Source organism: Streptosporangium sp. NPDC050855, from assembly GCF_044456585.1.
Classification (GTDB): Bacteria; Actinomycetota; Actinomycetes; order Streptosporangiales; family Streptosporangiaceae; genus Streptosporangium; species Streptosporangium longisporum.
In genome coordinates this window covers 105,788-129,279 of the sequence record NZ_JBITFY010000019.1, presented here as the reverse complement: position 1 = coordinate 129,279, position 23,492 = coordinate 105,788, and the positions used below count along the sequence as shown (strand labels likewise).

24 protein-coding genes are annotated in these 23,492 nt (G+C 66.2%); 7 read left to right on the top strand and 17 right to left on the bottom strand.

All coding sequences use genetic code 11. The features are described from left to right. Positions 1–91: 91 nt before the first annotated feature. The 6 genes from ACIBCT_RS31625 to ACIBCT_RS31600 form a co-directional block, all read right to left on the bottom strand. Entirely contained in the window at positions 92–613 is a 522-nt protein-coding gene (locus ACIBCT_RS31625; RefSeq protein WP_399194815.1) for a pyridoxamine 5'-phosphate oxidase family protein, read from the bottom strand. Further along, positions 610–1,272 carry a DUF899 domain-containing protein gene (locus ACIBCT_RS31620; protein ID WP_399194813.1) on the bottom strand — a complete coding sequence of 221 codons (663 nt, stop codon included), beginning with the start codon at positions 1,270–1,272 and terminating at the stop codon, positions 610–612. Before ACIBCT_RS31620 ends, ACIBCT_RS31625 begins: the two co-directional genes overlap by 4 nt. Positions 1,273–1,412: 140 nt before the next feature. Further along, on the bottom strand, positions 1,413–2,030 hold the full coding sequence (locus tag ACIBCT_RS31615) for a restriction endonuclease (RefSeq protein ID WP_399194811.1): 618 nt from the start codon (positions 2,028–2,030) through the stop codon (positions 1,413–1,415). A 212-nt stretch (positions 2,031–2,242) separates the two neighbouring features. Further along, on the bottom strand, positions 2,243–2,506 hold the full coding sequence (locus ACIBCT_RS31610) for a hypothetical protein (RefSeq protein WP_399194809.1): 264 nt from the start codon (positions 2,504–2,506) through the stop codon (positions 2,243–2,245). A gap of 357 nt (positions 2,507–2,863) precedes the next feature. Next, on the bottom strand, positions 2,864–3,703 hold the full coding sequence (locus ACIBCT_RS31605) for an MOSC domain-containing protein (RefSeq protein WP_399194807.1): 840 nt from the start codon (positions 3,701–3,703) through the stop codon (positions 2,864–2,866). Between the two features lie 223 nt (positions 3,704–3,926). Continuing rightward, positions 3,927–4,181, bottom strand: coding sequence for a hypothetical protein (locus tag ACIBCT_RS31600; RefSeq protein WP_399194805.1), 255 nt, complete (start codon positions 4,179–4,181; stop codon positions 3,927–3,929). Between the two features lie 401 nt (positions 4,182–4,582). Between ACIBCT_RS31600 and ACIBCT_RS31595 the strand changes: the two genes are divergently transcribed. Both ACIBCT_RS31595 and ACIBCT_RS31590 read left to right on the top strand, forming a co-directional pair. Further along, a complete protein-coding gene (locus ACIBCT_RS31595) occupies positions 4,583–5,404 on the top strand; it encodes an SDR family oxidoreductase (RefSeq protein ID WP_399194803.1) in 822 nt (273 codons plus the stop codon). Between the two features lie 119 nt (positions 5,405–5,523). After that, entirely contained in the window at positions 5,524–6,099 is a 576-nt protein-coding gene (locus tag ACIBCT_RS31590) for a DUF1707 domain-containing protein (protein WP_399194802.1), read from the top strand. Positions 6,100–6,110: 11 nt separating this feature from the next. Here ACIBCT_RS31590 and ACIBCT_RS31585 read toward each other — a convergent pair whose 3' ends face one another. After that, the gene (locus ACIBCT_RS31585) at positions 6,111–7,151 is read right to left on the bottom strand and encodes a hypothetical protein (protein ID WP_399194800.1); all 1,041 of its coding nucleotides are present in this window, start codon (positions 7,149–7,151) and stop codon (positions 6,111–6,113) included. Between the two features lie 59 nt (positions 7,152–7,210). Between ACIBCT_RS31585 and ACIBCT_RS31580 the strand changes: the two genes are divergently transcribed. Both ACIBCT_RS31580 and ACIBCT_RS31575 read left to right on the top strand, forming a co-directional pair. Beyond that, complete coding sequence (locus ACIBCT_RS31580; protein WP_399194798.1) at positions 7,211–7,783, top strand: TetR/AcrR family transcriptional regulator; 573 nt, start codon at positions 7,211–7,213, stop codon at positions 7,781–7,783. Positions 7,784–8,169: 386 nt separating this feature from the next. Beyond that, complete coding sequence (locus tag ACIBCT_RS31575) at positions 8,170–8,565, top strand: hypothetical protein (protein WP_399194796.1); 396 nt, start codon at positions 8,170–8,172, stop codon at positions 8,563–8,565. 110 nt (positions 8,566–8,675) lie between these two features. On the opposite strand, the gene ACIBCT_RS31570 is transcribed toward ACIBCT_RS31575, so the two are convergent. The 4 genes from ACIBCT_RS31570 to ACIBCT_RS31555 form a co-directional block, all read right to left on the bottom strand. Beyond that, a complete protein-coding gene (locus tag ACIBCT_RS31570) occupies positions 8,676–9,176 on the bottom strand; it encodes an NUDIX domain-containing protein (protein WP_399194794.1) in 501 nt (166 codons plus the stop codon). Between the two features lie 143 nt (positions 9,177–9,319). Further along, entirely contained in the window at positions 9,320–10,039 is a 720-nt protein-coding gene (locus tag ACIBCT_RS31565) for a cellulose binding domain-containing protein (protein WP_399194792.1), read from the bottom strand. Positions 10,040–10,398: 359 nt separating this feature from the next. Beyond that, positions 10,399–11,205: an NmrA family NAD(P)-binding protein gene (locus ACIBCT_RS31560; RefSeq protein ID WP_399194936.1), complete on the bottom strand. Its 807-nt coding sequence runs from the start codon at positions 11,203–11,205 to the stop codon at positions 10,399–10,401. Positions 11,206–11,590: 385 nt separating this feature from the next. Beyond that, a complete protein-coding gene (locus ACIBCT_RS31555; RefSeq protein ID WP_399194791.1) occupies positions 11,591–12,415 on the bottom strand; it encodes a helix-turn-helix transcriptional regulator in 825 nt (274 codons plus the stop codon). Positions 12,416–12,492: 77 nt separating this feature from the next. On the opposite strand from ACIBCT_RS31555, the gene ACIBCT_RS31550 reads away from it, so the two are divergent. Then, positions 12,493–13,476 carry an aldo/keto reductase gene (locus ACIBCT_RS31550; protein ID WP_399194789.1) on the top strand — a complete coding sequence of 328 codons (984 nt, stop codon included), beginning with the start codon at positions 12,493–12,495 and terminating at the stop codon, positions 13,474–13,476. Between the two features lie 36 nt (positions 13,477–13,512). Here ACIBCT_RS31550 and ACIBCT_RS31545 read toward each other — a convergent pair whose 3' ends face one another. The 5 genes from ACIBCT_RS31545 to ACIBCT_RS31525 form a co-directional block, all read right to left on the bottom strand. After that, the gene (locus tag ACIBCT_RS31545; protein ID WP_399194787.1) at positions 13,513–13,695 is read right to left on the bottom strand and encodes a hypothetical protein; all 183 of its coding nucleotides are present in this window, start codon (positions 13,693–13,695) and stop codon (positions 13,513–13,515) included. 296 nt (positions 13,696–13,991) lie between these two features. Then, complete coding sequence (locus ACIBCT_RS31540; protein WP_399194785.1) at positions 13,992–14,588, bottom strand: hypothetical protein; 597 nt, start codon at positions 14,586–14,588, stop codon at positions 13,992–13,994. A 288-nt stretch (positions 14,589–14,876) separates the two neighbouring features. Then, the gene (locus ACIBCT_RS31535) at positions 14,877–16,298 is read right to left on the bottom strand and encodes an HNH endonuclease signature motif containing protein (RefSeq protein WP_399194783.1); all 1,422 of its coding nucleotides are present in this window, start codon (positions 16,296–16,298) and stop codon (positions 14,877–14,879) included. Positions 16,299–16,456: 158 nt separating this feature from the next. Then, on the bottom strand, positions 16,457–17,461 hold the full coding sequence (locus ACIBCT_RS31530; protein WP_399194781.1) for a hypothetical protein: 1,005 nt from the start codon (positions 17,459–17,461) through the stop codon (positions 16,457–16,459). A gap of 233 nt (positions 17,462–17,694) precedes the next feature. Continuing rightward, positions 17,695–19,581 carry a DUF2075 domain-containing protein gene (locus ACIBCT_RS31525; RefSeq protein ID WP_399194779.1) on the bottom strand — a complete coding sequence of 629 codons (1,887 nt, stop codon included), beginning with the start codon at positions 19,579–19,581 and terminating at the stop codon, positions 17,695–17,697. 596 nt (positions 19,582–20,177) lie between these two features. Here ACIBCT_RS31525 and ACIBCT_RS31520 point away from each other — a divergent pair. Both ACIBCT_RS31520 and ACIBCT_RS31515 read left to right on the top strand, forming a co-directional pair. Continuing rightward, positions 20,178–20,858, top strand: coding sequence for a GntR family transcriptional regulator (locus ACIBCT_RS31520; protein ID WP_399194777.1), 681 nt, complete (start codon positions 20,178–20,180; stop codon positions 20,856–20,858). Between the two features lie 9 nt (positions 20,859–20,867). Then, complete coding sequence (locus tag ACIBCT_RS31515; RefSeq protein WP_399194775.1) at positions 20,868–21,806, top strand: phosphotransferase; 939 nt, start codon at positions 20,868–20,870, stop codon at positions 21,804–21,806. Here ACIBCT_RS31515 and ACIBCT_RS31510 read toward each other — a convergent pair. Beyond that, positions 21,803–23,164: a hypothetical protein gene (locus tag ACIBCT_RS31510; RefSeq protein ID WP_399194773.1), complete on the bottom strand. Its 1,362-nt coding sequence runs from the start codon at positions 23,162–23,164 to the stop codon at positions 21,803–21,805. The two genes, ACIBCT_RS31515 and ACIBCT_RS31510, sit on opposite strands and share 4 nt — an antisense overlap. Between the last annotated feature and the right edge of the window lie 328 nt (positions 23,165–23,492).

Here is a 23,492-nt window from a genome sequence, read left to right as displayed (position 1 = left end):
GCGTCACACGAACGGGGGAACGCCGCACTGCCCGAGCCGGGGAGCGCCGTACTGCGCGAACGCGGGAACGCGGGAACGCGGGAACGCCGCGCTACGAGAACCGCCAGCGCGTCGCCGTCAGGCCGTCCGCGCCGTAGCCGAAGGCGCGCACGGGCGTGATCCGGTAGAAGCCGTACTCGGGCGAGCCGGGAAGGTGGTCCTCGTACACGGAGCCGTCGCGTACCGCCAGCTCCCAGCCGTACTTCGCCTCGAAGGCGGCGGCCACCCGCCGGAGCGTGGCCTCGTCCCGCGCCCGGACGGCCTCGCCCTCGACCACCAGGTCGAGGGTCTCGGAGGAGACCGTGACGACGCACGAGGGGTTGGCGGCAAGGTTCCGTCCCTTGCGGGACGTCGGGCGGGTCGTGATCCAGGGGGCGTCGTCGGCCCAGACCGGCATCACGGGCATGGCGTGCGCGCGGCCGTCGGGCCGCACGGTCGAGAGCCACACCTTCGGGGCCGTCCGCAGGCACTCCCGCGCCAGCTCCCACGGCTTCACCGTCGCCTCGTCCGTGCTGATCGGCGTCGCGTCGGCCTCGCCGAACAGGAGCTCGGCGACGGGGAGGGCGGTGCTCACGCCTCGCGCCCGGCGTACTCGTCGTGCAGGCGCCACCACTCGTAGGGCTCGGTCTGCGGCCGGCCCTCGGGCGAGTCCTCCCAGGTCTCCTGCCTGCCGAGCGGGGTCAGGTCGAGGAAGGTCCAGTTGCTGCCGAGCCGTTCGACGCCCCGCCCGGTGGTGAAGTAGGTGCGGTAGACCTCGTCGCCGTCGCGGAGGAAGACGTTCAGCGCGAACCCGTCACCCGCCCCCATGTCCTCGTTGAAGCCGGTGCCCAGCGACGAGAACCACGGGATCGTCCAGCCCATCCTCTCCTTGAACGGCGTGATCTCGTCCAGCGGGCCACGGGAGGCCAGCACCAGGGTGGTGTCACGCGCGTGGAGATGGGCCAGGTGGCCGATGTTGTCGGTGAACATCGAGCATCCCGAGCAGAAGTGCTCGCCGTCGTTCCACATGAAGCTGTAGACGATGAGCTGACGCCGCCCGTCGAACAGGTCGAGCAGACTCGCCGGCCCGTCCGGGCCCTGGAAGACGTAGTCCTTGTCGACGCGGACCATCGGCATCCTGCGCCGCTCGGCGGCCAGCGCGTCCAGGGCGCGGGTGTGCTCCTTCTCCTTGACCAGCAGTGCCTCCCACGCGGCCTGCCACTCCTGCTCCGAGACGACCTCGGGACGGTTCACGATGGACTCCCCTCCGTACGTTCCCTAAGGGAACTCATGGGGAAGAACCTAACAGGTACCGTCTCCTGAAGGAACCTCTTCGGCCGGACCGGGCGGGTGTCATGGTCCCGGTCCTGGTCCCGGTTCTTGAACGCGTCCGGTCAGGGACGGGTGGAGGGCAGGCGCGGGCGCCGCCACCGGCGCAGCGGGTTCGACGGGCCCGCGAAGTGCTGGAACGGTGTCCCGTCCGCCGCCCAGCGGTCGAGTTCCTCCCTGCCGAGAAGGCGGAGGCGGAAAAGCTCCGCCATCTGCCGGGCGTCACGGGTGAAGGAGCCGTTGGTGACCACCACCGCGTAGTCGGCCCCGTGGACCGAGACGGCGGTTCCGTTGACCTCGTACATGACCCGCGCCCCCACCCTGGCGCCGGTGGTGGTGTGCTTGCACTGCACCACGACGACGTTCCCGAGACGGTCGCGGCCGATGACGTCGGCCGCCCTGTCCCCTCGCCGGCCGACGTGCTCGGCGCGGAGACCGTCACGGATCATGAGATCGCGTACGGCCAGCTCGAACTCGGTGGGGGACATGGCGTCCAGGTCGGCCAGGGTCAGGCGCAGGGCCCGCAGGCGTTCGGCCCGGCGCCGGTGGGAGACGACCCTCCCTCGCGTCCAGACGGCGATCGTCGCGACGGCGCCCACCCCCACCGGGACGCCCACGTACCAGGTGCCGAGAACCAGGCCGATGACGGCCTGAATTCCTTTGACCGCGAAGAAACCGGTCACCAGTACGACGACGGCGGCGGCACACCATTCCGTAGGCCCGGCGGGCATCCGCGGCTGGAAAAGCCGCGAGAACCATGGGAAACGCGAGGACCGCAAGGGCCGCGGGAAACGCGAGGGCCGCGGAAAACGCGAGGACCGCGAGGGCCGCGGGAAACGCGAGGGCCGCGAGGGCCGCGGGAAACGCGAGGACCGTGAGAACCGGGGCCGGGATCTCACGGCTCTCCGGTCGGTTCGGGGGGCGGAGGCTCGTCCGCCGGATCCGTGGTCGGTTCGGGAGGCGGGACCTCGTCAGGCCCGGCCGTCTCCACGGCCGGCGGCGACGGCGGGGGTGCCTCCTGTCCGCCGTCGAACACCTGTGACCACAGGAACACCGCTCCGGCCAGCAGGGCCAGCATCAGCCACCCCGAACCGGTCCTTCCTTTCGAGCCGCGTTTCCTGACCCAATGGCCTCGCCGGTAGAACCTGCCTTCGGGCATGGTCCCCTCCTTGGGGGCGGGTGGATTCATGGGCACGGTGGACCACATGAGATGTAAACACGCGCCACCGAAGAACGGCATCCGAATGGCAGGGATTCGTCAAGGACGGACGATGAGAAATGCGTATCCGCGTGGTGAGAGGAATGTTCCGGTTTCGGCGAGCGATAGGGGAGACCGCCGTCAGCGCTGAAATGAAAGGCCCCCAAGAATGTCCGTCCCCGCCGCCCCGCCGCTACTATCGCCACCGCCGTACGGCCGGGCCACCGCCGTACGGCCGGACCGGGGCCGTATGAGCCGTGACGGGATCCTACGGACCGTGACGGGACCCTACGGGCCGGGCCGCGACGGGGACCGCGGTCAGACGGGCAGTGGCTCGCCGTGCCGGGACTCGGCCCAGACGGGCACGGTCAGCGTGTCACCGACGGCGAGCCGTCCCGGGCGCAGGACGGAGAACTTGGCGCCGAACACCACGACGCCCTTGGCGGTACGGCGATAGGTGGCCAGGGTCCTGAGGGGCTCGGGCCCGGCACCTTCGCCGCTGTCCTGGTCGACCAGCGTGACGGCGCAGCGGACCGCGAGCTTGGCGTATCCGAGTTCCGCGTCGCCGACGACCACCCGGTGGGCGAGGTCCTCCCGATGGGGCTCGTCCCACCCGTCGATCACGATGTTCGGGCGGAACCTGGACATCGGTACCGCGGGCCCGCTCACCCGCCGGTTCAGCTCGTCCAGCGTGGCCCGGGAGAGGATGTGGGCGGCGTGGCTGTCGGCGTACCCGGAGGTTCCGGGTGTCAGGCCGTCGGCGGCCCTGTCGTGCTCCGGTGGCACCCGTACCAGTCTGCTCGGCGAGCCGAGCACCGACGACAGCCACTCGGCGGGTGCCTCGCCCTGGTCGATCCCCCGGTACTTCTGGCCGAACAGGTCCACCTCCCGGCGGGGGGCGTCCAGGTCGATGGCGACGTGCAGGTCCTCGAAACCGGGGGCGCGGAGCGTGAGCCGTTCGCCACGGGCGTCGACGGACGGCCGGATCACCGCCAGCCGGGGGTCCCGGCGCTGGCTGCGGAACGTCGCGTCCTTGTCGACGACCATGAAGCTGCGGTCGTGGGCCAGGCCCGCACGGGTCAGCACCGTCTCGCCCAGCGGGACACCCGCACAGCCTTTGATCGGATACGAGATCAGTTCGCTGATCACGGCCGTCATCGTCTCTCCCGTCGTGTCGCCCGCACGTCGCGACACTACGGGGACTCCGCACACGACGCCAGACTCGGCGGCCGTATCTGACACCGTTTTGTGAGATTCGCCCCGTCCCGTCGGCCCGGGGCGGGGGAGCGAGCCCCGGGCCGCGGGGCGGTGACGAGGCTCCGGCCGATGTCGTACCAAGCGGCGTATCCGGCCGATGTCGCACCCGGCGGTGCAGCGCCCCCTACTCGGCGTCCGATCGCTTCGCGAGTGCCGGCGTCCGCTTGTGCCGGATGTCCAGGAAGGCGATCACGGCGAAGGCGACGATCATCGCGCCCACGGCCGCGACGTAGCACCAGGGGGTGGGCAGGTAGTTCGCGGCGGTCAGCACGTTCGGTCTCTTGTCGGTGAAGAGGCGGAAGACGATCGCCATCGGCCCCTCCCAGACACCCGCGATGAGGACCAGGAGCATCCCCAGCCGGTACCACGCCTCATCCATCGTCGTTCTCCTTTTCGTGGTCGTGAACGTTACAGACGTATCAATCGCAGTTCCTTTTCTAACCGGTCCAGCAGGGTATATCACGCCTTACATCACAGAATGTCCGGTCCTTTTCACGGAAACGCGTGATGAAAAACAGGGGAGGCCTCGCCCGTGACGCCATGTCGGCTGGGCCCGCCGACCGGCCCGCGTCGTCCGCGACGGAACCTCTTCCTCGGCCCGCGACCGCTCCGGCCGCGACGCCCCCGAAGGACACGGACCTCGTCGCGCGGATCCGGCCGCCCTCCGGTGACCGTTCCCGGGCCACGTCACACCGCGTCCCTACGCGGATCACACATCTCGTCCCGTGTCGCGTCGAAACGAGGACAGGAACCGGCCGCGATTGTTCGTAGCGTTCCGCCATGACCAACAGCAACCCCATCCTCGTCCTGGGCGGCACCGGCACGGTCGGAAGCCGGGTCGCCGACCGGCTGCGCGACGCCGGCCATGATGTCCGGGTCGCCACCAGGCACGCCGAGTTCCGGTTCGACTGGTCGGCCCCCGACACCTGGAGGCCCGCCCTCGAAGGCGTGCGCACCATGTACGTCCTCCTGCCCGAGCGGACCGGCATGCCGGAGTCCTTCATGCCGGAGGCGTACCGGACCGGAGTGCGCAGGGTGGTCCTCCACTCGGACCGCGGCGTCGACATCATGAACGTCACCCCCCTGCAGGAGGCGGAACGACAGGTACGCGAATCCAGGTGTGACTGGACGATCGTGCGTCCCGACTGGTTCGACCAGAACTTCGAGACCTTCTTCCGCGACTCCGTCATCGACGGGCGCCTGTGCGTGCCCATCGGCTCGGCACGCCAGGGCTTCGTGGACGCCGGCGACATCGCCGCCGTCACGGCCCGGGTCCTGACCCGGGAGGACCACATCGGACGGGTCCTGCCGCTGACCGGCCCGGAGGCGCTGTCGTTCCCGGAGGCCCTCGACCGCATCCGGGACGCGGGCGGGCCCGCGGTCCACTTCGACGGCACCCCGGACGCGTACCGCGAGTCCCTTGGCGCCGAGGGCGTACCGGAGGAGGTGATCGACACCATGATCGAGAACTTCGCGTCCCTCGCGGCGCAGGGTGACACCGAACCCACCGGGGTCGTGGAGGAGATCCTCGGACGTCCAGGAAAGGACTTCGCCACCTACGCGCGGGAGGCCGTGGCCACCGGGGTGTGGAAGAGGCCCTGACCGCACGCCCGCGATCCCCTCCTTCCGGGCCCGGGACGGGACCCGTCCCGGGCCCGGAAGGAAGTGTGCGCGGCACCGATCGCTGGCAGTGCAAGGCCCTGATCATTACGCTTTTCGCCATGGAGATGCAGCCGGAGTTACGAGCGAGTGACCATGATCGGGAACGGATCGCCGAGATGCTGCGTGTCGCGGCGGGTGACGGGCGCATCAGCATCCAGGAGCTGACAGAACGTCTCGACCGGGTGTACGCGTCCCGCACCTTCGGTGAGCTGGACGCCGTCATCGCCGACCTGCCTGAGGGCAGACGTGAGGTAGTACTACCGGACGCTCAGGACGTTCTGCGGCTCCACACCTACACGCGGACGGTCAGGCAGGCCGGGCGGTGGACGGTACCCGCGCGGATCGACGTCGACTGCACCTGGCGCACCGCGGTGATCGACTTCAGGGAGGCGATCTGCCCGCACCGCGAGATCACCATGCACATGCAGTGCCTTTCCCCCTTCGGGGACATCGTCATCCGCGTCCCTGCCGGCTGGCAGGTGCTCTCCGACGAGGTGACGTCCGGCGGGTGGCTGCCGTTCCGGCGAGTCCACAACAGGCCGCCCGGGCCCCCCTCGCCGGACGGGACGGTGTTGCGGCTGTCCGGCCACACCAGGGGGGACGTCTGGGTGCGGTACCACCGCCCGACCGCCTGACGGTCACCGTTTCAGCGGCCGCTCGGCACGTCGACGAAGGTGGCGCCGATCTCCGTCATCCGCTCGACCGCGTAGGAGGGGTCGATCAGGCCCTCGGGGGTGTGGATCCCCGGCGCCGCGGGTTCGCCGCGCAGGCCGAGGAGCCGTTCGACACCGAGGGCGATGCCGAGCGAGGTCAGGGGGCGCTGACCCTCGGGGTGCAGGAGGTGGTGACCGGTGCGGCGCGGCGCACCGGTGAGATCCAGACCCTCGAGGTCGATCCTGATCTCGGCGGAGGCGGGTCCGCCGCGGCGCCTGCTCGCGGACTCGCCGACGGCGAAGTCGAGGCGGACGTTCGGTGCCCCCGTCGCGAGGGCGAGGCTCGGGACGTCCAGGGTGGGGATGGCCTGGCCGGGCAGGAGGACGCCGTCCACGCCAGGGACCTCCGCCTGCGCGTCGGGGCCGGTGAGCCAGGTGAAGACGCCGTCGCGGCGGACGAACCCCGCCGAGGTGGCGGCCATCAGGCGCTGAAGGTCCGCCGTGCCGGCGGGTCCGCCGCTGTCCGTCTCGTCGAGCACGGCGCCGATCCGGATGGTGTCGACCCGGTCGAACCCCCTGGCGAGTTCCAGCACGGCGAGGACGAGGAACCCGGCGTACAGGTGGCCGGCCAGCAGGATCGGTGCGGCGCCGGCCCGCAGGCCGCCCGCGACCACCTCGGGCGCGACCTCCACCATGCCGCTGGAGATGCCGATGTACGGCAACCCGCGGTCCTGCGCGTAACGGAGCCCGTTCAGACGGTCGTCCCACACGGCCGCGACGACCGCCGAGTGGTCGTGGCCGGACGGAAGGCCGAGGTCGCCGCGTCGCAGATCGATGGTCGTGGCCGTCGCGGTGCCGAGCCGGTCGGCGACACGCCGCGCGCGATCGAGGTCGCGGCCCGCGATCGTCAGCGGCAGCGCCGGGTGCCATCGGCGCAGCACGGCGGCGGCCCCCGAGCCCGCCTGGCCGGATCCACCCATGATCAGTACGGATTTCGCGTGTTCCACGACGACGTCCTCTCGCTCGACCAGCAACCTACATTCTGTAGCTTACATTTTGTAGCTTATGCTGGGTGCCGACGCAAGGGAGGACGATGGCCGCAGGATCGACCCGCCTGTCCAAGCAGACCAGACGGGAACAGCTGCTCGACACCGCCATGACGATCGTGCGCGCCCAGGGCGCCGACGGCCTGACGCTGGTCACCCTCGCCGACGCCGCGGGGGTGAGCAGACCGGTCGTCTACGACCACTTCGGCACCCGCTCCGGCCTGCTGCTGGCCCTCTACCGCAGGCTCGACGAACGGCACCGGGCCGCGTCGGCCCAGGCGTTGCGGGAGGCCGCGCCCTCCGTCGGGGAGATCGCCCGCGTCATGAGCACCGCGTACTTCGCCTGTGCCACCGACATGCCGGAGTGGAACGCCGTTTCCGCCGCGCTGAAGGGCACCCCGGAGATGGAGGAGATCCAGCACGAGATGCTCGACGGCTACAGGGACTGGATGGCCGCCGCGCTGCTGCCCCACTCGAACCTGACCCTCGAAGCGCTCCGGCTGCGCTGCACCGGGGCGCTGGGCGCGGCCGAAGCGATCGCCGGTGAGCTGAACCGTGGCCAGGCGACCGCCGCGGAGGCGGTCACGGCGCTGACCGACCTGATCGTCGGCAGTGTCTGATCCCCGGCGCGTGCCCGGGAAGAACCCGGAAGAGGCCCGGCAGTAGCCGTCGACGATAAGCCGCAACCGGCCGGCACGTGTCGCGAGCGACGGAAGCCCCGCCCGCTCGGACACGTCATCGTCGTGCAGCTGTGCGTTGAGCCGGCCGCACTTCACCCAGGGCCCCGGCTCGCCATCGGGCCCCTTCGGTGTGTTCGCAAGCCGGAATCGTTCCGTAAGCCTTCGCGACTCCCGGCCTCACCTAGGGGAACGGGATCGCGTTCATCACGTGACCATCCTTGCTGCCGGTTGTTAGGGTGAGGGGAATGAGCGAAGAACGGGCCACGGGACCAATGGGCTTCACGTAGCTCGTCAGGAAACACCTGGCGGTGTGACCAGGGAGTCCCATGTCCCGCACCGCTCACCATGTTCCCTTGTCGCGTTCCGGCAGCGGCAATGTCCTCGATCGTCCTGGTCCTTGGCGGTCGATCACCGTCATTGATCTGCGTTATAGCGACGTATGCCTGAAAGAAGCAGCTCGAAGCGGGCGTCGGCCGTACCCGAAACCTGTCCGGCGTAGGACTGTCGTCTATTCCTGGGCGTGGGCCGATCCGCGGGACCGATTCGTAGCATGGTTCGCGGGGGTCGAGGAGCGTCGGGGGCGGCAGCGCCTTCGCCGTTCCACCGAGTCGATCCGCCAGGCGGTCAACGCCACATCCGACGGTTACAGCCTCGCCGAGACGGCCGAAGACTTCGACGTTCCGCCGTTGCGGCACCGCCGTAACGCGGTCTGGCAAGCGTGAACGTCAACCGGGCGCCATCCCCCTGGCGCCCCGGGCGGCCGATGACGACGACAGGTTCGCCGGGGTCCGCCGGTCGCCGTCTCCCGCACCGCACCGACGACGCTTCGTGCTCACCGGCGTTCACCCGACGGTGCGGACCACTTCGGCAACGACCGGCCGTTCTCCAGGTACAGCGGGTGGCCGATGCTGCGGGCGGTGACGGCGGCCATGACGCAGGTGGTGAGCCGTTCGATCAGGAGGCCGGGCAGTTCCTCGACGGGATGGAAGTCATACCCGGCCAGCTCGTCGGCTCCGAGCCGGATGCTGTCGCGCATGGCCGGGCTGAGAACCCCGCCGTCGAAGAGGAACAGGATCTCGTCGCCCTCCTCGTGGCGGGACGGCCAGTCGACCACGAGAAGGCCGCCGATCGGCGGCCGGATGCCGAGTTCTTCCCGGACCTCGCGTACGCAGGCCTGGAACGGGGTCTCACCGGGCTCGATGTAACCGCCGGGGACGTCGTGGCAGTCCTTGTAGTGGGGGTCGACCAGCAACAGGCGGCCGTGGTCGTCGAAGAAGAGCGCCCCGGCCGCGGCGTGAGGGCTGGCCATGGGCGGGGCCCCTTGTTCGGTCATGGTGCCTACGGTACGGGAAGCACCTGGCGTGACGATCGCCCAGGTGACGTGCAGGCGGTGAGCGGGATCGGTGGGCCGGTGGCCGGGTCCGCCCCCCGACGACGGACCCGGTTCGGGACGGGCCGACGGCCGGGACGAGCGTCCTAGTCGTTGTCCTGCTCGACGGCGTCCCACAGGAAGGCGCTGCTGCCGGTGATCTGGCTGCTGCGGGAGTCGAACGTCGCCGAGCCGTTCACCGCGTCGTCGTCCTCGGCCGCCGTCACGGTGAGAGGCTGGGGGACGTCCCAGTTGTCCGGGGTGAAGGTCAGCGGCGGTCCGGCGGACAGGCTCGTGTCGCCGTAGACCCGCCCGGTTCCCACGATGACGTTGCCCGGGGGCCGCTGGCTGAGCCGTACCTGGACGCTCGCCGTGCCGCCCTCGGGCACCGTGAGGTCGGAGGGGGAGATGAGGATCCGCAGCCGCGGGGGTGAGGGCGAGGGGCTGGGTGAAGGGGTGGGACTCGGCACCAGCTTGACCGTGCACGGCACACCGTTGAGGGCGAAGTCCGTCGGCGGCGGGTTGCTGCCGGTCCAGGTTCCGTTGAAGCCGATGCCGAAGGTCTTCCCGGAGGGGATCGATCCGCCCCAGGTGGGGTTTCTGGCGGTGACCAGCCGGTCGCTCTGGCTCCACTGCGCGCTGAAGCCGGTGGTGATCTGCTGGGTGCCCGGGAACGTGAAGGTCAGCGCCCAGCCCGAGAGCGGGTCTCCGGTGTTGGTGATGTCGATGAAGGCGGTGAAGCCGCCCGACGAGGTGCCCCAGGTGTGCGAGGTGTAGGTCACGGCGCAACCGACCGCCGCGTCGGCGGAGGCGGCCGTAGTGCCCATGACGGCCCCGGTCCCGGCCGCGAGGAGCGCGGTGGCCGCGGCCGATGTCAGAACCCTGTTCCGTAACGAACCCTTACCGAGTCTCACGAATGATCATCCTCCCGTTGAAAACCCCGTCGGCCGCCGCCCGTCCACGCCGGTGGTTTCAGGTTCGGACGGTTCCCGGAGGATGTACAGACACCGTGATCGCCGTACGGTCACCGCCTCCCCGGGGCCCGTACCAGGGCCTGGGCAGGGGCCTTGAAGACCTCGGGAAACACCTCCCCCCCACCCGCCGTCCAGGTGGGACGGCAGACGGAACCAGGTGAAAGTTTCACGTGGCGCCGACGACCTGAACCAGGGAGATCGGCCGACAGAGATCATCCTCCGGCCTGGAAACGGTCTGCGTGCTCGTCCGCCCACTGCGTGAACGTCCGTGCCGGACGGCCGGTCACCTGTGCGACCGTGTCGTCCACGGTCGTGGAGGAATCACTGGGCTCGGCATACCAGCCGACGACATACTCGGCGTCCGCCCGGGACACGCCGGTGGCCATCAGCCTGTCGATCGCCTGTTCGTGCGTTATCGGCTCGAAGGTGATGTCGCGGCGGACAGCTCGGGACAGGATCGCGATTCGCTCACGTGGGGTCAGCGCTTCAGGTCCGGTGAGGTTGTAGGACCGTCCTGCGTGGCCGTCATCCATCAGTGCGACGGCTGCCACGGCCGCGATGTCGGCCTCGTGCACCAGCGCGCTGGGAAAGTCGTACGGTTCTCGGACCACTCCCTCGGCTCGGATCGATTCGGCCCAGCTCAACGTGTTGGACATGAACTCCTGTGCTTCCAGCCGTGTCCACTCCACACCTGAGTCCGCCACCGCCTGCTCGACCGGGCCCACCCAGCCGCCCCACAGCACGGTGATGCGCTGAACGCCCGCGGCGACCGCCCGCTGGACCAGCTCGGGCCCGACCTCGGCCAGCCCCGCCGTCACCGTGATGTGCAACCGGCTGACGCCGTGGAGTGCGGCGTCCAGCTTCTCCGGTGTGTTGTGCGTGCCGGCCACGAGCTCCACCTCGGCCGGAAATCTTCCCGCGTTCGCCGCCGGGTCTCGCGTCAGAGCCCGAACCCGCTCTCCTCGGCGGACCAGCTCTGCCACAACGTGCCGGCCGGTGTTCCCGGTGGCACCTGTCACCAAGGTCGTCACAGTCGAGTCCCTAGATCGTCTTGTCCGGATGAGTCGCCGACGAGCCTAGAAACTCAACCGCACTCGAGGTCAAGAAGTCCGCCCGCCACCGGCGTGCCCGTCGGTCCGGTCGCTCACCTGACCGATGATCACTACCGCACCTGGCATCCTGAGCCGCTGGGGCCACGTCGCCCCGGACACAGGCGCTCACACAGCACCCCCGGCACCCCCGGCACCCTCTGATGCCTCGTGCCCTCACCCGTACCGCCTCCATGTCAGGCGCAGCCCGCCAGGAGTTCCGCGGGGCGTTCAGCGGGGGTGTGATCAGGAGTCCGGCACCACAGAGTTTCGGCTGCCGCCGGTCGGTATCGGTTGCTGCTGAAAGGGGCCGCCCCTACCGCAGCAGCTCGGAGATCCGGGCCTGGTCCTGGTCCGTGGCGGTGAAGGTGACGAGTTTCTGCTCGGGTGCGTCGGCGACCTGAAGCACGACGTGGCGCAACTCGAACTCTCCGAGGGCCGGGTGGTACAGCCGCTTGGTGCCGGAGCCCAGAGGTACGACTTTGTGCTGCGGCCACCAGTCCCTCACCTCGGGGCTCGCCGCGTGCAGGCGATCGAGCAACGTGCTGAAGCCGGAGTCACCCGGGTGCCGTGCAGCGGCCGTGCGGAATCGGCCGAGCAGCGCGGACGCCTCGCCCGGCCAGTCGACCATGACCTTCCGTGCGTCGGGATCGGTGAACATCCACCAGAGCATGTTGCGAGCCTCCGGCGGGCGGGCCGGCCAGTCGGTCCACAGCGCCCGGGCGGCCCGGTTGGAGGCCAGCACATCCCAGCACCGGCCGGTGACGTATGTCGGGCACGGGTCGAGCCGGTCGACGAGCGAGACGACGGCGGGTGAGAGCGATTCGACGACGGCGGATGTCCCGGTGGGCGGAGCGCCGTGAACGAGCTCGTGGACATGGCTCCGCTCGGCGGCGTCGAGGCGCAGCGCCGCCGAGAGCGCGTCGAGCACCTGGCGCGACGGACGCACCTCGCGGCCCTGCTCCAGATAGGTGTAGTACGTCGGGGAGATGGCCGCGAGCTGGGCCACCTCCTCGCGGCGCAGTCCGCGGGTCCGGCGCCGGGTCCCCGCGGGCAGGCCGACGTCGGCGGGCTGAAGCCGCTCGCGGCGGGAACGCAGCAGGTTCCCCAGCTCTCTCGCCCTGATCGCGGAGTGAGACATCCTGGCACTTCCATTACTAGGAAAAACAACCTGTGGATACCAGGATAAGCCGTGGCTACGTTGCCCTCATGAACGTCATGAGCACACGAATCCTCGGGCCGGAAGGTCTCACCGTCTCTGCGGTCGGCCTCGGCTGTATGGGCATGTCCCAGGGCTACGGGGCGGCCGACGACACCGAGTCGATCGCCACCCTGCACCGGGCCGTCGACCTGGGCGTCACCTTTCTGGACACCGCCATGAGCTACGGCCGCGGCCACAACGAGCGGCTGCTCGGCCGGGCGCTCGCCGGACGCCGCGACAAGGTGGTCGTGGCCACCAAGTTCGGAATCATCCGTGATGACGACGGCGTACGGGTCGACGGCCGGCCCGAGAACGTCCGCGCCTACTGCGAAGCGTCACTGGCCCGCCTCGGCGTCGACCACATCGACCTGTATTACCAGCACCGCGTCGACCCGCAGGTGCCGATCGAGGAGACCGTCGGCGCGATGGCCGAACTGGTCGCCGAGGGCAAAGCCCGACACCTCGGGCTGTCCGAGGCGAGCCCCGGCGAGCTCGAGCGGGCGGCCGCCACCCACCCGATCAGCGCGGCACAGTACGAATGGTCGCTGTGGTGGCGCGACATCGAGGACGACGTGCTGCCCACGGCCCGGCGGCTGGGCATCGGGCTGGTCCCCTACAGCCCGCTCGGCCGAGGCTTCCTGGCCGGCGCCGTCACCGCGGACACCTTCGGGGCCGGCGACTTCCGCGGCGGCGACCCGCGGTTCCAGGGCGAGAACCTGGAGCGCAACCGGGCGCTCGTCGCCGAGGTGCGCCGACTGGCCGCCGAGCGCGAGGTGACCCCGGCTCAGCTGTCTCTCGCCTGGCTGCTGGCGCAGGGCGACGACGTCGTCCCGATCCCCGGGACCCGGCGCGCCGCGCGTCTGGCCGAGAACGCCAGGAGTGCCGAGATCGTGCTGTCCCCCGCCGATCGCGACCTGCTGGAGGCGGCCGTACCCCGGGCGGCCTGGTCGGGAGACCGCCGGGCGTTCGCCGCCCACCGCACCGTCCGGACCCCGGCCTGACCGGGCCCTACGCCATCCGTACCGGACGCGTCGACGTCACGATGGGCTGCTGATGGAGGGTTGCCTCGCCCGGCCGGACTCGGGTTCGTGGCGCTCACCCTCGGCGTTCATCACCGGACCGCCCCGGACGGCACTCGGCGGCGTCGCTGATGCCTCGACGGCGGGCGTGGCGGTGAAGGTCGTGTCGGAGACGCTCGGTCGCAGCAGGTTCTCGTCCACCGCGGATCTCTACACGTCGGTGATTCCCAAGGTCGTGGAGGCGGCGGAGTCCACGCTGGCCTTGATCCCGTGCCTTCCACGGCAGGCCGGCAGTTGGCTCGATGATCTGGCAACGGTCCGCTGCGGTGGTCGTGGATCACTGTCGTACCCAGCGCACCCTGCAGGATTCGAACCTGCGACCGTCGGATTAGAAGTCAGGTATGCCTCAGGAGCCTTCTGCGCCTTTCACCTGCGAGAACTCGTCCGTAAGTGATTGTCGAATAGGGTTTTGGGCACGTATTTGGCACGATCAAGGCTCAGCGTATGTCCCTGAATTGCTGGAGCTTGGAATCCAAGTTACGCAGTGTGCCTGGGAGGGTCTCCGCAGCGTAACTGAGTGAGGATGCCGACTTGGCGAGCCCAATGGTGGAGAACACCTCTGCGGCGTAGGCGAGACGCCTCGCCGTTGCCCCATCCGGACCTGTGGGAAGGTCCTGCATGACTGCGATGATCTCCTTCAGTTCACCGAGGGACTCTGAGGTGAGTGTTCCGGTTCGCTCTAGCTGCTCGGCGATCTGCTCAAGGCGAACGACTGGGGGCATGAACACCTCAGTTAATACTTCGGCGAGGATTTCATCGTTGATTGGCCCAATTCTAGCTAACTGCGTCCCGTGCTCCCCTTCATGCTCCCGCTTCCACTTGAATAGCAACTCTGGTGGATAGAGCTCTTCGTCGTCATCGATCTCTGCATGGTGTGCCAGACAGAGAAGAAGTAAATTTTTGAATGCATCGCGCTCCCTCTCCTCCTCGCGAGTCTGACATGGTCGGTAGCGTGCAGAACCAGGCTTAACGCCGTATATATGGGCGATTTGCGCATTCTTCTTATATACCTCGGGTCGCACCTCGTAGACCACAGGGAAGGGGCAACCGGGCGCATAACACCGCCCGTTACTTAGTGCCCACAGTGCGGCCTGGACAGCGGCGGGGATATCGCGACGTATCGACATGGACACCAGAGTATTCCCATAACCTTAGATGGTTTAGCTGTTTGAAATATTCTCGTAAAAAATCTTGTGGATGTGTTAGGGGTGACGGTTGCGCTCTAGGATGAGCGCCTTTCGACCGGAAGCCCTTACGTCGCCGGGCACCGAAGGTGGTCTCACCTATGGCGGCTTCCCTGGGCTCGTCTCGGATGAGCCCGATTAGATCGTTTTACATTGTTGAAAATTTTCGTGCCGGCGGCGTGCTTCCTTCAGGAGAAGCCGCTGAAGGTCTTTTCGAGTCTTGCCGCGAGTCTTGATGGCATGACAGTTGGGACAAAGGGCGATCATGATGCTCGGGTGGTCACGGCCACCGGTGGCGAGCTCCTCCACGTGGTCGATTTCGAGGATCGGATCCCCCTTCTCGGTAACGTCGTTCACCTGGCCACCGCAGTTGGGGTTCTCGCATTTGCCGGCGGATCGCAGCAGGACAGCAAGGCGTGCGTTCGCTGATCGGAAGTGCCGCGCTGCGGCGGTGCGAGTAGACCGGCCTCGGTTGGTGCCTTCACGTGCTTCGACGGAGCTGCACAGCTTGTCATAACGCTCCCGCGCATCGCCGGTAGAAGAGGCCACAGGCGGCTGTGTACCTACTGTGTCGTCGTGAGTCTGACCGCTGTCTGCGTCCAGGTAAGCCTGGACATCATCAGGCCATTCGTCTCGGAAGGGCGAGGCTACTGGCGCCAAGACCCAGGCGAACTCTTTTCGCCACAAGCCGTCCTGTCCGGTGCCCCAGACTAGGCGTCGTTCCACGATGACAGTCCATGTCTCAAAGGACCATTCACCGCCGTAAGGCTTATGCCAATATCTAATCGCCCGCTGCTCTTGTTGGCAGGTGGCGAGTTGTGCGTTTCCGCCGCCCTTCAGCGTCTGATCGCCAGACAGCCCTTGTCCTCGGTATTCGATCAGCTCAGTACCAGGAATGCGACGATCAGCGTACGGTCCTTTCTCGTCAGAGAAGACGCACATTAGACCGTCTTCCAACGGGCCGATACCGCCAGTGTTTTGCCCGCCGTGAGCATCGGCCAAAGTGGTGCGGTTGGTGTAGGTGACACTGCGAGAGGGCGGGTAGAGGGCGGAAGCTTCCCTACCGGCCACAAGGCTCGCCAGCCCAACCGCTTCGAGAAGCCCGTTAGGAACGGGATTGAAGTAGCGAACGAGCAGGAGCGACGCCGCATTGGCAAGCACTTTCGGCGTGGCTCTAAGCATGTCGTAGAGCGCCGGCTCAAAGCCAGCAGCAGGATTCACGTCGTCAAGCTGCGTCACCGTCGGTCGGCGTTGACCTGAGCTCAGCTCCAGCTTCTCTGCTTCCTCGATGACCCATAGGCCATCACTCGCATGCAGTACCCAGAACGGGTACTGCGCGGTATCAGCATCGACGCTGTTCCCGAAGGCTTCAGCTAGCTTCGCGAACGCCGCTCTAGCTTCTGTCCAGGTGGTGAGGCGAGGTTCAGCGTTAGCGACTCGGCCGAGCAGCCACAGCAGGAGAAGCGGTCGATGAAGAGGGGTGATCCCGCGCTGCGAGCGAGGCTTGAGGTGCCCGAGCCGCTGGATGAACTGACGTTCAAGGGGGAGTGAGGTCGCCACAGATGCAGGCTAGCCAAGCGGACCGACAAGGCTGGTTGTGTCACGATCGAATGTCTCTATCGAGAGGGCTTTTAGGGCGTCGTCAGTAGTACCATCCCGGCGCCCGGCCAGGTCCGCGGCCTGAATCCGGGCTGTGAACGCGTCTACGTTGGGCCTAGTTATGTGGGGATGTCGGCCTTGAAGGTGTGGGTGCGGTGCCAGGCGAAGTATTTCTCGCGTTCGCCGGTCCACCACGATGTGGTGCGGCCCTTGAGGAACATCTCGACGTGCTCGGCCACGCCCAGGCCATTGAGCGCGGCGCTGCTGATGAGGATCTCGCCGCTCGCGCCGACGCTGATGTAGCCCTTCTCATACAGGGCATCGCAGCCGAGAATACAGTTGAGCATGGCAACATTGGCTAGGTCGCGGCGCTCGTCATCGGAGCAATGCATGCGCTTTTTGATGTGCGCGGCCACCAGCAGGCCGCGGTCGAGAGTGCGGCCACACAAGGCGCAGATGCCGGTCTGGCCAGGCAACAGGTGCCGCTTGAGCTGTTCCTGCTCCCCGCGAACCGCACGTAAAGTTTCACGTTCGAGTTCGCCTGTGAAGAGCGGGGCACCCGCCACATCGTCAACCGACAACTCACTTGATTCAATGGGAGGAGTGGCGCTTACGTCGAGCTGCGCGAGGTTAATGAGGTTGTCAGCGCCGATTCCGTCGACCACGGTGGGGTTCTGCACGAACCATCGCGGGCTTGTCACGGTGGGCAGAGCCTCTCGCACCTCGGCGATGGGAATCTGACAACCTCGCAGCTCGGCGAGTGCGTACATGTACTCCCATGTCTGGTCCTTATGGTCGCGGCCCCACAGCCGCTCGGCGAGGGCCTCGTTGTGGAAGGTGTGGGTGACCAGCCCGCTCAGGTACAGGTGGTGGTCGCCGTAGAAGAACACGTAGTCGCCGCGGTGCAGTTTTCGGATCCTGCTGACGTTGGCGTTGTTGGTGCCGGGGGTGACGCCCCACAGGGGTGCGGCACCGTTGGGGTAGAGCCGCTGCAGCACGTCCAGGTCGTCAACGCTGAACAGGTCGGTGTGCGCCGTCAGCTCGACATGGTTGCTGATGGTGTCGTGGTAGTGGCGGGCGACTGCGAGGGTCTTCAGGGAGGCTGGCTGTAACATCACGCGCATGGGACGTGCTCCTGGTGGTCGTGGGCGGTGTTACTCGGCGCGAGCGATGCAGGGTTGCTAAATGCTGGAGGAAGGGGCGCTTTCGCTCTGGGAGTTCCGCGGGTCGCGTGGGCTGGAAGGCCGGCGTGTCCTCCTGTCGAGTGATCTCCTCCTAATGGGGGTTTACCACTCTGGGTTGACGTTTTCGTAAGCATTTCCCAGCTCCGCTAGGGGCGGCCTGGAATCCGGTTGTCTCAGGAGGGGTTCATTAGCACGCCGTCGTAGTCGAGCAGACGAGCACCGAGGTTGCCCAGCATGAAGTTGGTAGTGCGGTCAACGGAGTACAGCACGGTCCCGCGCATGCCGCGGGTGGCGAGTACGCGGTAGGTGTTGCGGACTAGGAAGTCGAAATCGGAGGCGTCCTCGACCGCCGGATCGTGGTTCTTGCTGATATCGGCTTGCCAGCCTCCGTCTCGCCAGACCAGGTCGGGACCAAAGATCACGCCCGCCCAGGCGTACTCGAAGCCTTGTGCGGTGTAGATGCAGCCGATCTGGTCGCGGCCACCGGGGTGTGTTGCCCACAGCGAATGTGGGGGCTTGTCGCCGACCCACTCGTCTCCCTTGACGTTCCACGGCCGGTTCCAGCCGTTGATGCGCACGTTGTCGGCGAGAGTGCCGTCCCGTCGGGGGTAAGACCAGGGCCAGCAAAAGCCGGCGGAGATGCGAGCGCTGCTGTTGGTCTCAGTGGCGCGCTTGTTGAGGAACTTCTCCATCGCGTCTGGGGTGGGCGCGACGTACAGTTCGTAGTTCTCCAGTGGCCGCCACCGGCGCGGCGGTTCTCCGGGGACCAGGCCGAGTAACTGCTCGATCCAGCGGATGTATTCTGGGTCGCCGCCGCAGCGGAACTGGTTGCGCAGGTCGATCCGTAGGACCTCGTGCTTCATCTCGTTGGCAGTGTTCTCAATCAGTTGGATGGTGCCGTCTTCGCCGGGGCGTACCACCTGATGCTCGTCTAGCAGGAATACGGGCACGTCCGCTGCGTTGATCAGTTGTCCTACCTGGGACAGGCCCGTACCGGGCGCATGGCGGCGGAGTCGGTGTGCCTCGTCGGCGATGAGCATGTCCAGCTTCGAGGTGACGGTGGCGAAGCTGTTGAAGTACCGGAAGATGCGTCTGGCACGTTTGTCGATGCCGGCGTACTCCCACAAGGTGCGGGTGAAGGATCGGCTGCCGGTGGCGTGTGCGACCTTCAGCACGTCCTTGCTGCACGCGGCCAGCAGTTCCAAGGCGATCACGCTCTTGCCGGTGCCTGGGCCGCCCACGATCAGCACGACCCTCTTGTTGCCCTGTCGGCTTGCCGCCAGTTGCGCTTTGACGAACTCAACGGCTTTGCGCTGCTCGTCCAGCAGGGGGAAGACAGAGCGCCCGCGCACGCTCTTGGCGACCGCGGTCATTAGACTCTCGGTCGGTGACACGCGGGCAGACAGCAGGTCGCGGGCGTAGTCGTACGCCTTGTCACCTGAAAGGGTCTTTGTGAGCTTCACCGCGAACCGTTCGCGTTCCTCGGGCTCTTGGCCGTACATCCGCGTGCGCTTCGCGCCGCCTTCAAGCTCCTGGTTGTCGCCGCGGATCGTCTCGAGTACTGCGGCCGGCATGTTGTGCAGGTTGACCAAGCTCATCACCTTGGCCGTCCGTAGCATCGGCACGAAGTCACGCAGGACCTGCCGGTAGCCATCGGCTTGGACGGCCGGGTGCAAGCGTGGGTTGCGGCCGGGCGCATTCGGAACGTGGACCATCTGCGTGCCGAGCACCGGCCGAACCTGCGACCACTGCTTGTTCTCCACCACTACTACGCAGATCTCGCCGGTCTCGCGCTCACTTCCGACAAGGACGACGTCCATGCGCGCGTCGCAGATGGGCGCGGTCAACTCGATCAGCACCTGCACGTCCTCCAGGCCATTGCCCATCAGCAGGTCGACGACAGTATGGATGCTGCCGCCCCATGAGGCGCTCTCACTCTCCTTCGGTTTCGCTCCGTGCGTCGCGATGAACCGGCGGCGCAACTCTTCAACCAATTGACCTTGGGCGATGATCTCGGCGAGTTCACCGGCACTGCCCTGGTACAGACAACGCAACGCCACGAGAGCGCTCCTTCGAGACGACAGCCAACGCAGCGGTCGGCAGACAAGGGGGAACCGAAGGTGTGGTGCGAGCCGTACTGTAGCGATGATCACCGACAGAGCGGCATTACGTTCATGTGCTAGATACCCCTAGTGCCTCGACGCTCGAGTCGTAGCCCTGCCCCTTTCCCCTCGCTGAAGGCGAGCCGTATGTGGCAGGTGCAGGACTTGAACCTGCATAGGCTGAGCCGACAGTTTTACAGGGCACTGCCGAGACCTGCTCTGACCTGGCCGTTCGCTCCAGGACTTTGCCGGTTTGGCGCGTATTCAGCGCAGGCGAAAACGATCAAGGCTGAGAGGCTCGTAGACAAGAGCATCTTGGGATAGGCCGCACCCATGGGGGGCGCATCGGTTCGTCCGTCTATGGCACTCTCAGCGCCTCTATTTTTGTTACGCCGACTCAACTGTGCTCGGGGACGCGCGCATCCATGCAACCGCCAGCGCGAGCACCTCCAGACACCTACGCGGACCTCAGGAGCCGACTCGCCCGGGCCGCGATGGGCACCAGCGCCTACCGTCGTAGCCTGGAGGGCAATGTTCCTCAGCGAGGGAGCACGATGAGTCAGAGCAACGAGCAGCCCACTTACATCCGAATCGCGAATGACCTCCGCAGCCGGATTCAGGCCGGCGACCCACCGCAGGGCGGCATGCTGGATTCTGAGGCTGCCCTTGTGCGGACGTACGGTGTCGCCCGAGGCACTGTACGACAGGCGGTCGCCGAATTGGAGCGTCTGGGCCTGGTGGTAAGTGAGATGGGTAAAGGCCGACGCGTCGTCGGTGAGATGTCCGGTGAGCCGGGCCCTCCCTCGACACGGTACGAGGCCGTAGCTGCAGCCCTACGCCAGGATATCGTCAGCGGCAAGCTCTCACATGGCAGCCGACTTCCTCAAGAGATGGCGCTGGCTGAGCAGTACGGGGTGTCCAAGGGGACCGCACGTCAGGCGCTTCAGACGCTGGCCGCCGAGGGGCGGATCACAGCGGTTCATGGCAAGGGTTGGTTCGTAGGCGACGCACAAGGCGCGCTGACTCGAACTGAAGAAATTGCGGAGTTCATCCGAAAAGCGATTCTTACGGGAGACTTCCCGAGAGAATCACGCATTCCCGGAGAGTCTGCGCTTGCTGAGCAGCACGGCGTAGCACGAGTTACCGTAAGACGCGCCATGGCCCTGCTGGAAGCAGAGGGAATCATAGAGAGCAGGAGAGGGGTCGGGCGAATCGTTACCAGCTCTCATCAATAAGCGATAACCGTGAAGCGCTCAAAGAACGGGCAGGTTCCATTGAACGAGTCACAGACAACCCCCCTGCACTTCACCGCCTCCGAGGCGCGCAAAACTCTCGATGCCGCATGCCGAAAAACTGGGCTCCACGCAGAAGAAGCAGCACTCCTCCGCCTGGGTGAAAATGCCATCTTCCAGCTCGCAACAGAGAAGGTGATCGTCAGAATCGCCCGTAGTATCGAAGTCCTACCTGATGCGAAGAAAGAAGTCGCCGTTGCCGAATGGCTGCGTGAATCAGGTCTACCCGCGGCAGAACCTGCGGACTATGAGCAGCCATTGGTAATTCAAGGTAGGCCGGTTACCTTCTGGCGCCTGATTGAAAATAAAGGCGATAAAGCAAGCATGAAAGACCTTGCTCGGGTTCTACGACGACTCCATCGTCTCCCGGTCCCTCCAGAGTTGCCTCTGCCTGAGTTCGACATATTCGGCCGAGTTTCCGAGCGCATCGCTAAGACAGAGGCGCTTTCGGACCAGGACCACGAATTCCTTACGGCCCGCCTCATCGAACTGCGCGAGAAGTCTAAGAGCCTCCGCTACCCGCTGACTCCATGTGCGGTACATGGGGACGCTCATCAGCAGAACCTGATCGTTGCTCTCGACGGAACGGTCTTACTCATCGACTTCGAACGGTTCGCCTTCGGCTCGCCGGAAACGGATTTAGCCGTCACCGCGACAGAACGTCTTATCGGCTGGCACACTGCCGAAGAATATGAGAAATTCGCTGATGCCTACGGCTTCGATGTTATTTCCTGGGAAGGTTTCCCCGTACTCCGCGCGATCAACGAACTGAAGATGACCACTTGGCTCATGCAGAATGTCAACGAGAGTGAAAAAGTCGCTCAGGAGTTCAGAAAGCGCTTTTCCTCACTCCGCGACGATGAAGCGCCACGCTCGTGGACACCGTTCTAGGCGATCGACTGATACTTACTGGCTACCAGTTCCCGAAAACTCTCGACTTCGCGGTTTCCGTGATATCCCTTCAGATCGGTACAAAGATCGGAGACGTACCGAAGATAGCGCATCGATTTGAGAGAACCGGCAAGCTCAACAGCTTCGGTCGCCAAGACAGCGGCTTGGCATGGCTCTCCCTGGTGGACGTACGTCGCTGCCTGCACCAGTCGAATGAACGCGAGGGTGCGAGCGTAAACAGGGTCGGTAAGTTCGAGGCATCGGCCAACGAATTCTTGCGCGATAAGCGGCTTCCGTAAATCTCGAAAACAGTGCGCGCCCTCTCCCGCTAATTCAGCATCATCGAAATAGCCGATCCACTCAGGATCATGGGCAACGTCCCGGCGCTCGAAGAGCTTTTCTGCCTCGTGAAGTACCCGCGAGCACGCCGCATCGTCGCCGTTCCCTGCATGGGCTCTCGCTTCCATGGCAAGAAAGCTCGCCATGGTGGTACCACTTGCGATTCCCTTCGAGCCCTCCTGCGCCGCTCTGGCAAGCTGTATTGCCTGCTGGAAATTTCCCAGATAATTCGCCTGATGGCTCATATTGCCGAGTAGCCGCCCCCCAAGCATGCGATCACCGGCAGCCTGAGCGAGGCGTAGTGCCTGGATCATGTAGCGCTGAGCAAGGCCGTGACGCCCCAGGTCGTAGGCCGTCCAGCCAAGAAGCTGAGCAACTTCAGCAGCGGCAGAGAACAGCTCCCGCCCGACGGATTCGGTGAACTTCCCCTCCAGGAGCGGACTGACATCGCGAACGTAGTACTGCGCCAGGGCCGCGCGTGCATGTCCGCCGCCGAACTGGAAGTCCAGCTTCATGAAGAGCTGGGTGGTCATGCGAACAGCCCACACATCAGACTCTCCTACATTGACCTGCGCACCACTCCCCGCTGACAGTGGTTCGGGTCTCGACAGCAGCCACGTTAAAAGCGGTTGCGTCCACGCAGAAGGCACCACGACAGCCTCTACAGCAAGTGGATCGTCCACCAGATCCCTGCGGGTGAGCCCAAGCAGCCTGGAGCCGACCTCGGGTACGGCATCGGCGTACTCAAGCCCCCGCTCCAAGGTCGTCGGCGTGAGCACCCCGCCCATGCCGATGTCCTCCAGGGAGAACCCCACACCGGCTTTGCGGCTCAACGCTTCTGCTATGAACTTCGCTGTCGCCGGCCGCGGCTGGACTCCCTCAAGCCAGCGCTTGACATCCACGTGAGTACACCGGAGGGTCACACCTTCCTCCTGCGCGACGAGTTGGACCCTCGATGCAAGCCCTTTGTTTGAGCAGTCAGCCCGGCGCATGGCTTCGGCCAGCACGAGGTTAGGCATCCGGGACATCCTCACTCCGATCATGCGGTTAAGGCCAGAATGACTCGCGTCAAGGCTCCTCGACCACTTCTTCGTCGGAATCCGTAAATCTTGTTTGTCCCGCTCAGGGGATAAATCACCCCCGAAAATCACCCCCTGAGCAACTGAGCACCTCCGCGATCACGCTGCCCTGCACCCTTTGTCCTGCGGTTCCCTGGAGTTAGCCGCAGAGATCAAGGTCCGGCACGGCGGAACCTCAAGAAGCCAACCTGCAAGCCTTGACTCTTCGCTGCTGTACATGTTCTATATCTCTTAGAACCTGTACAGCAAACAACACGCGCACTTCAAG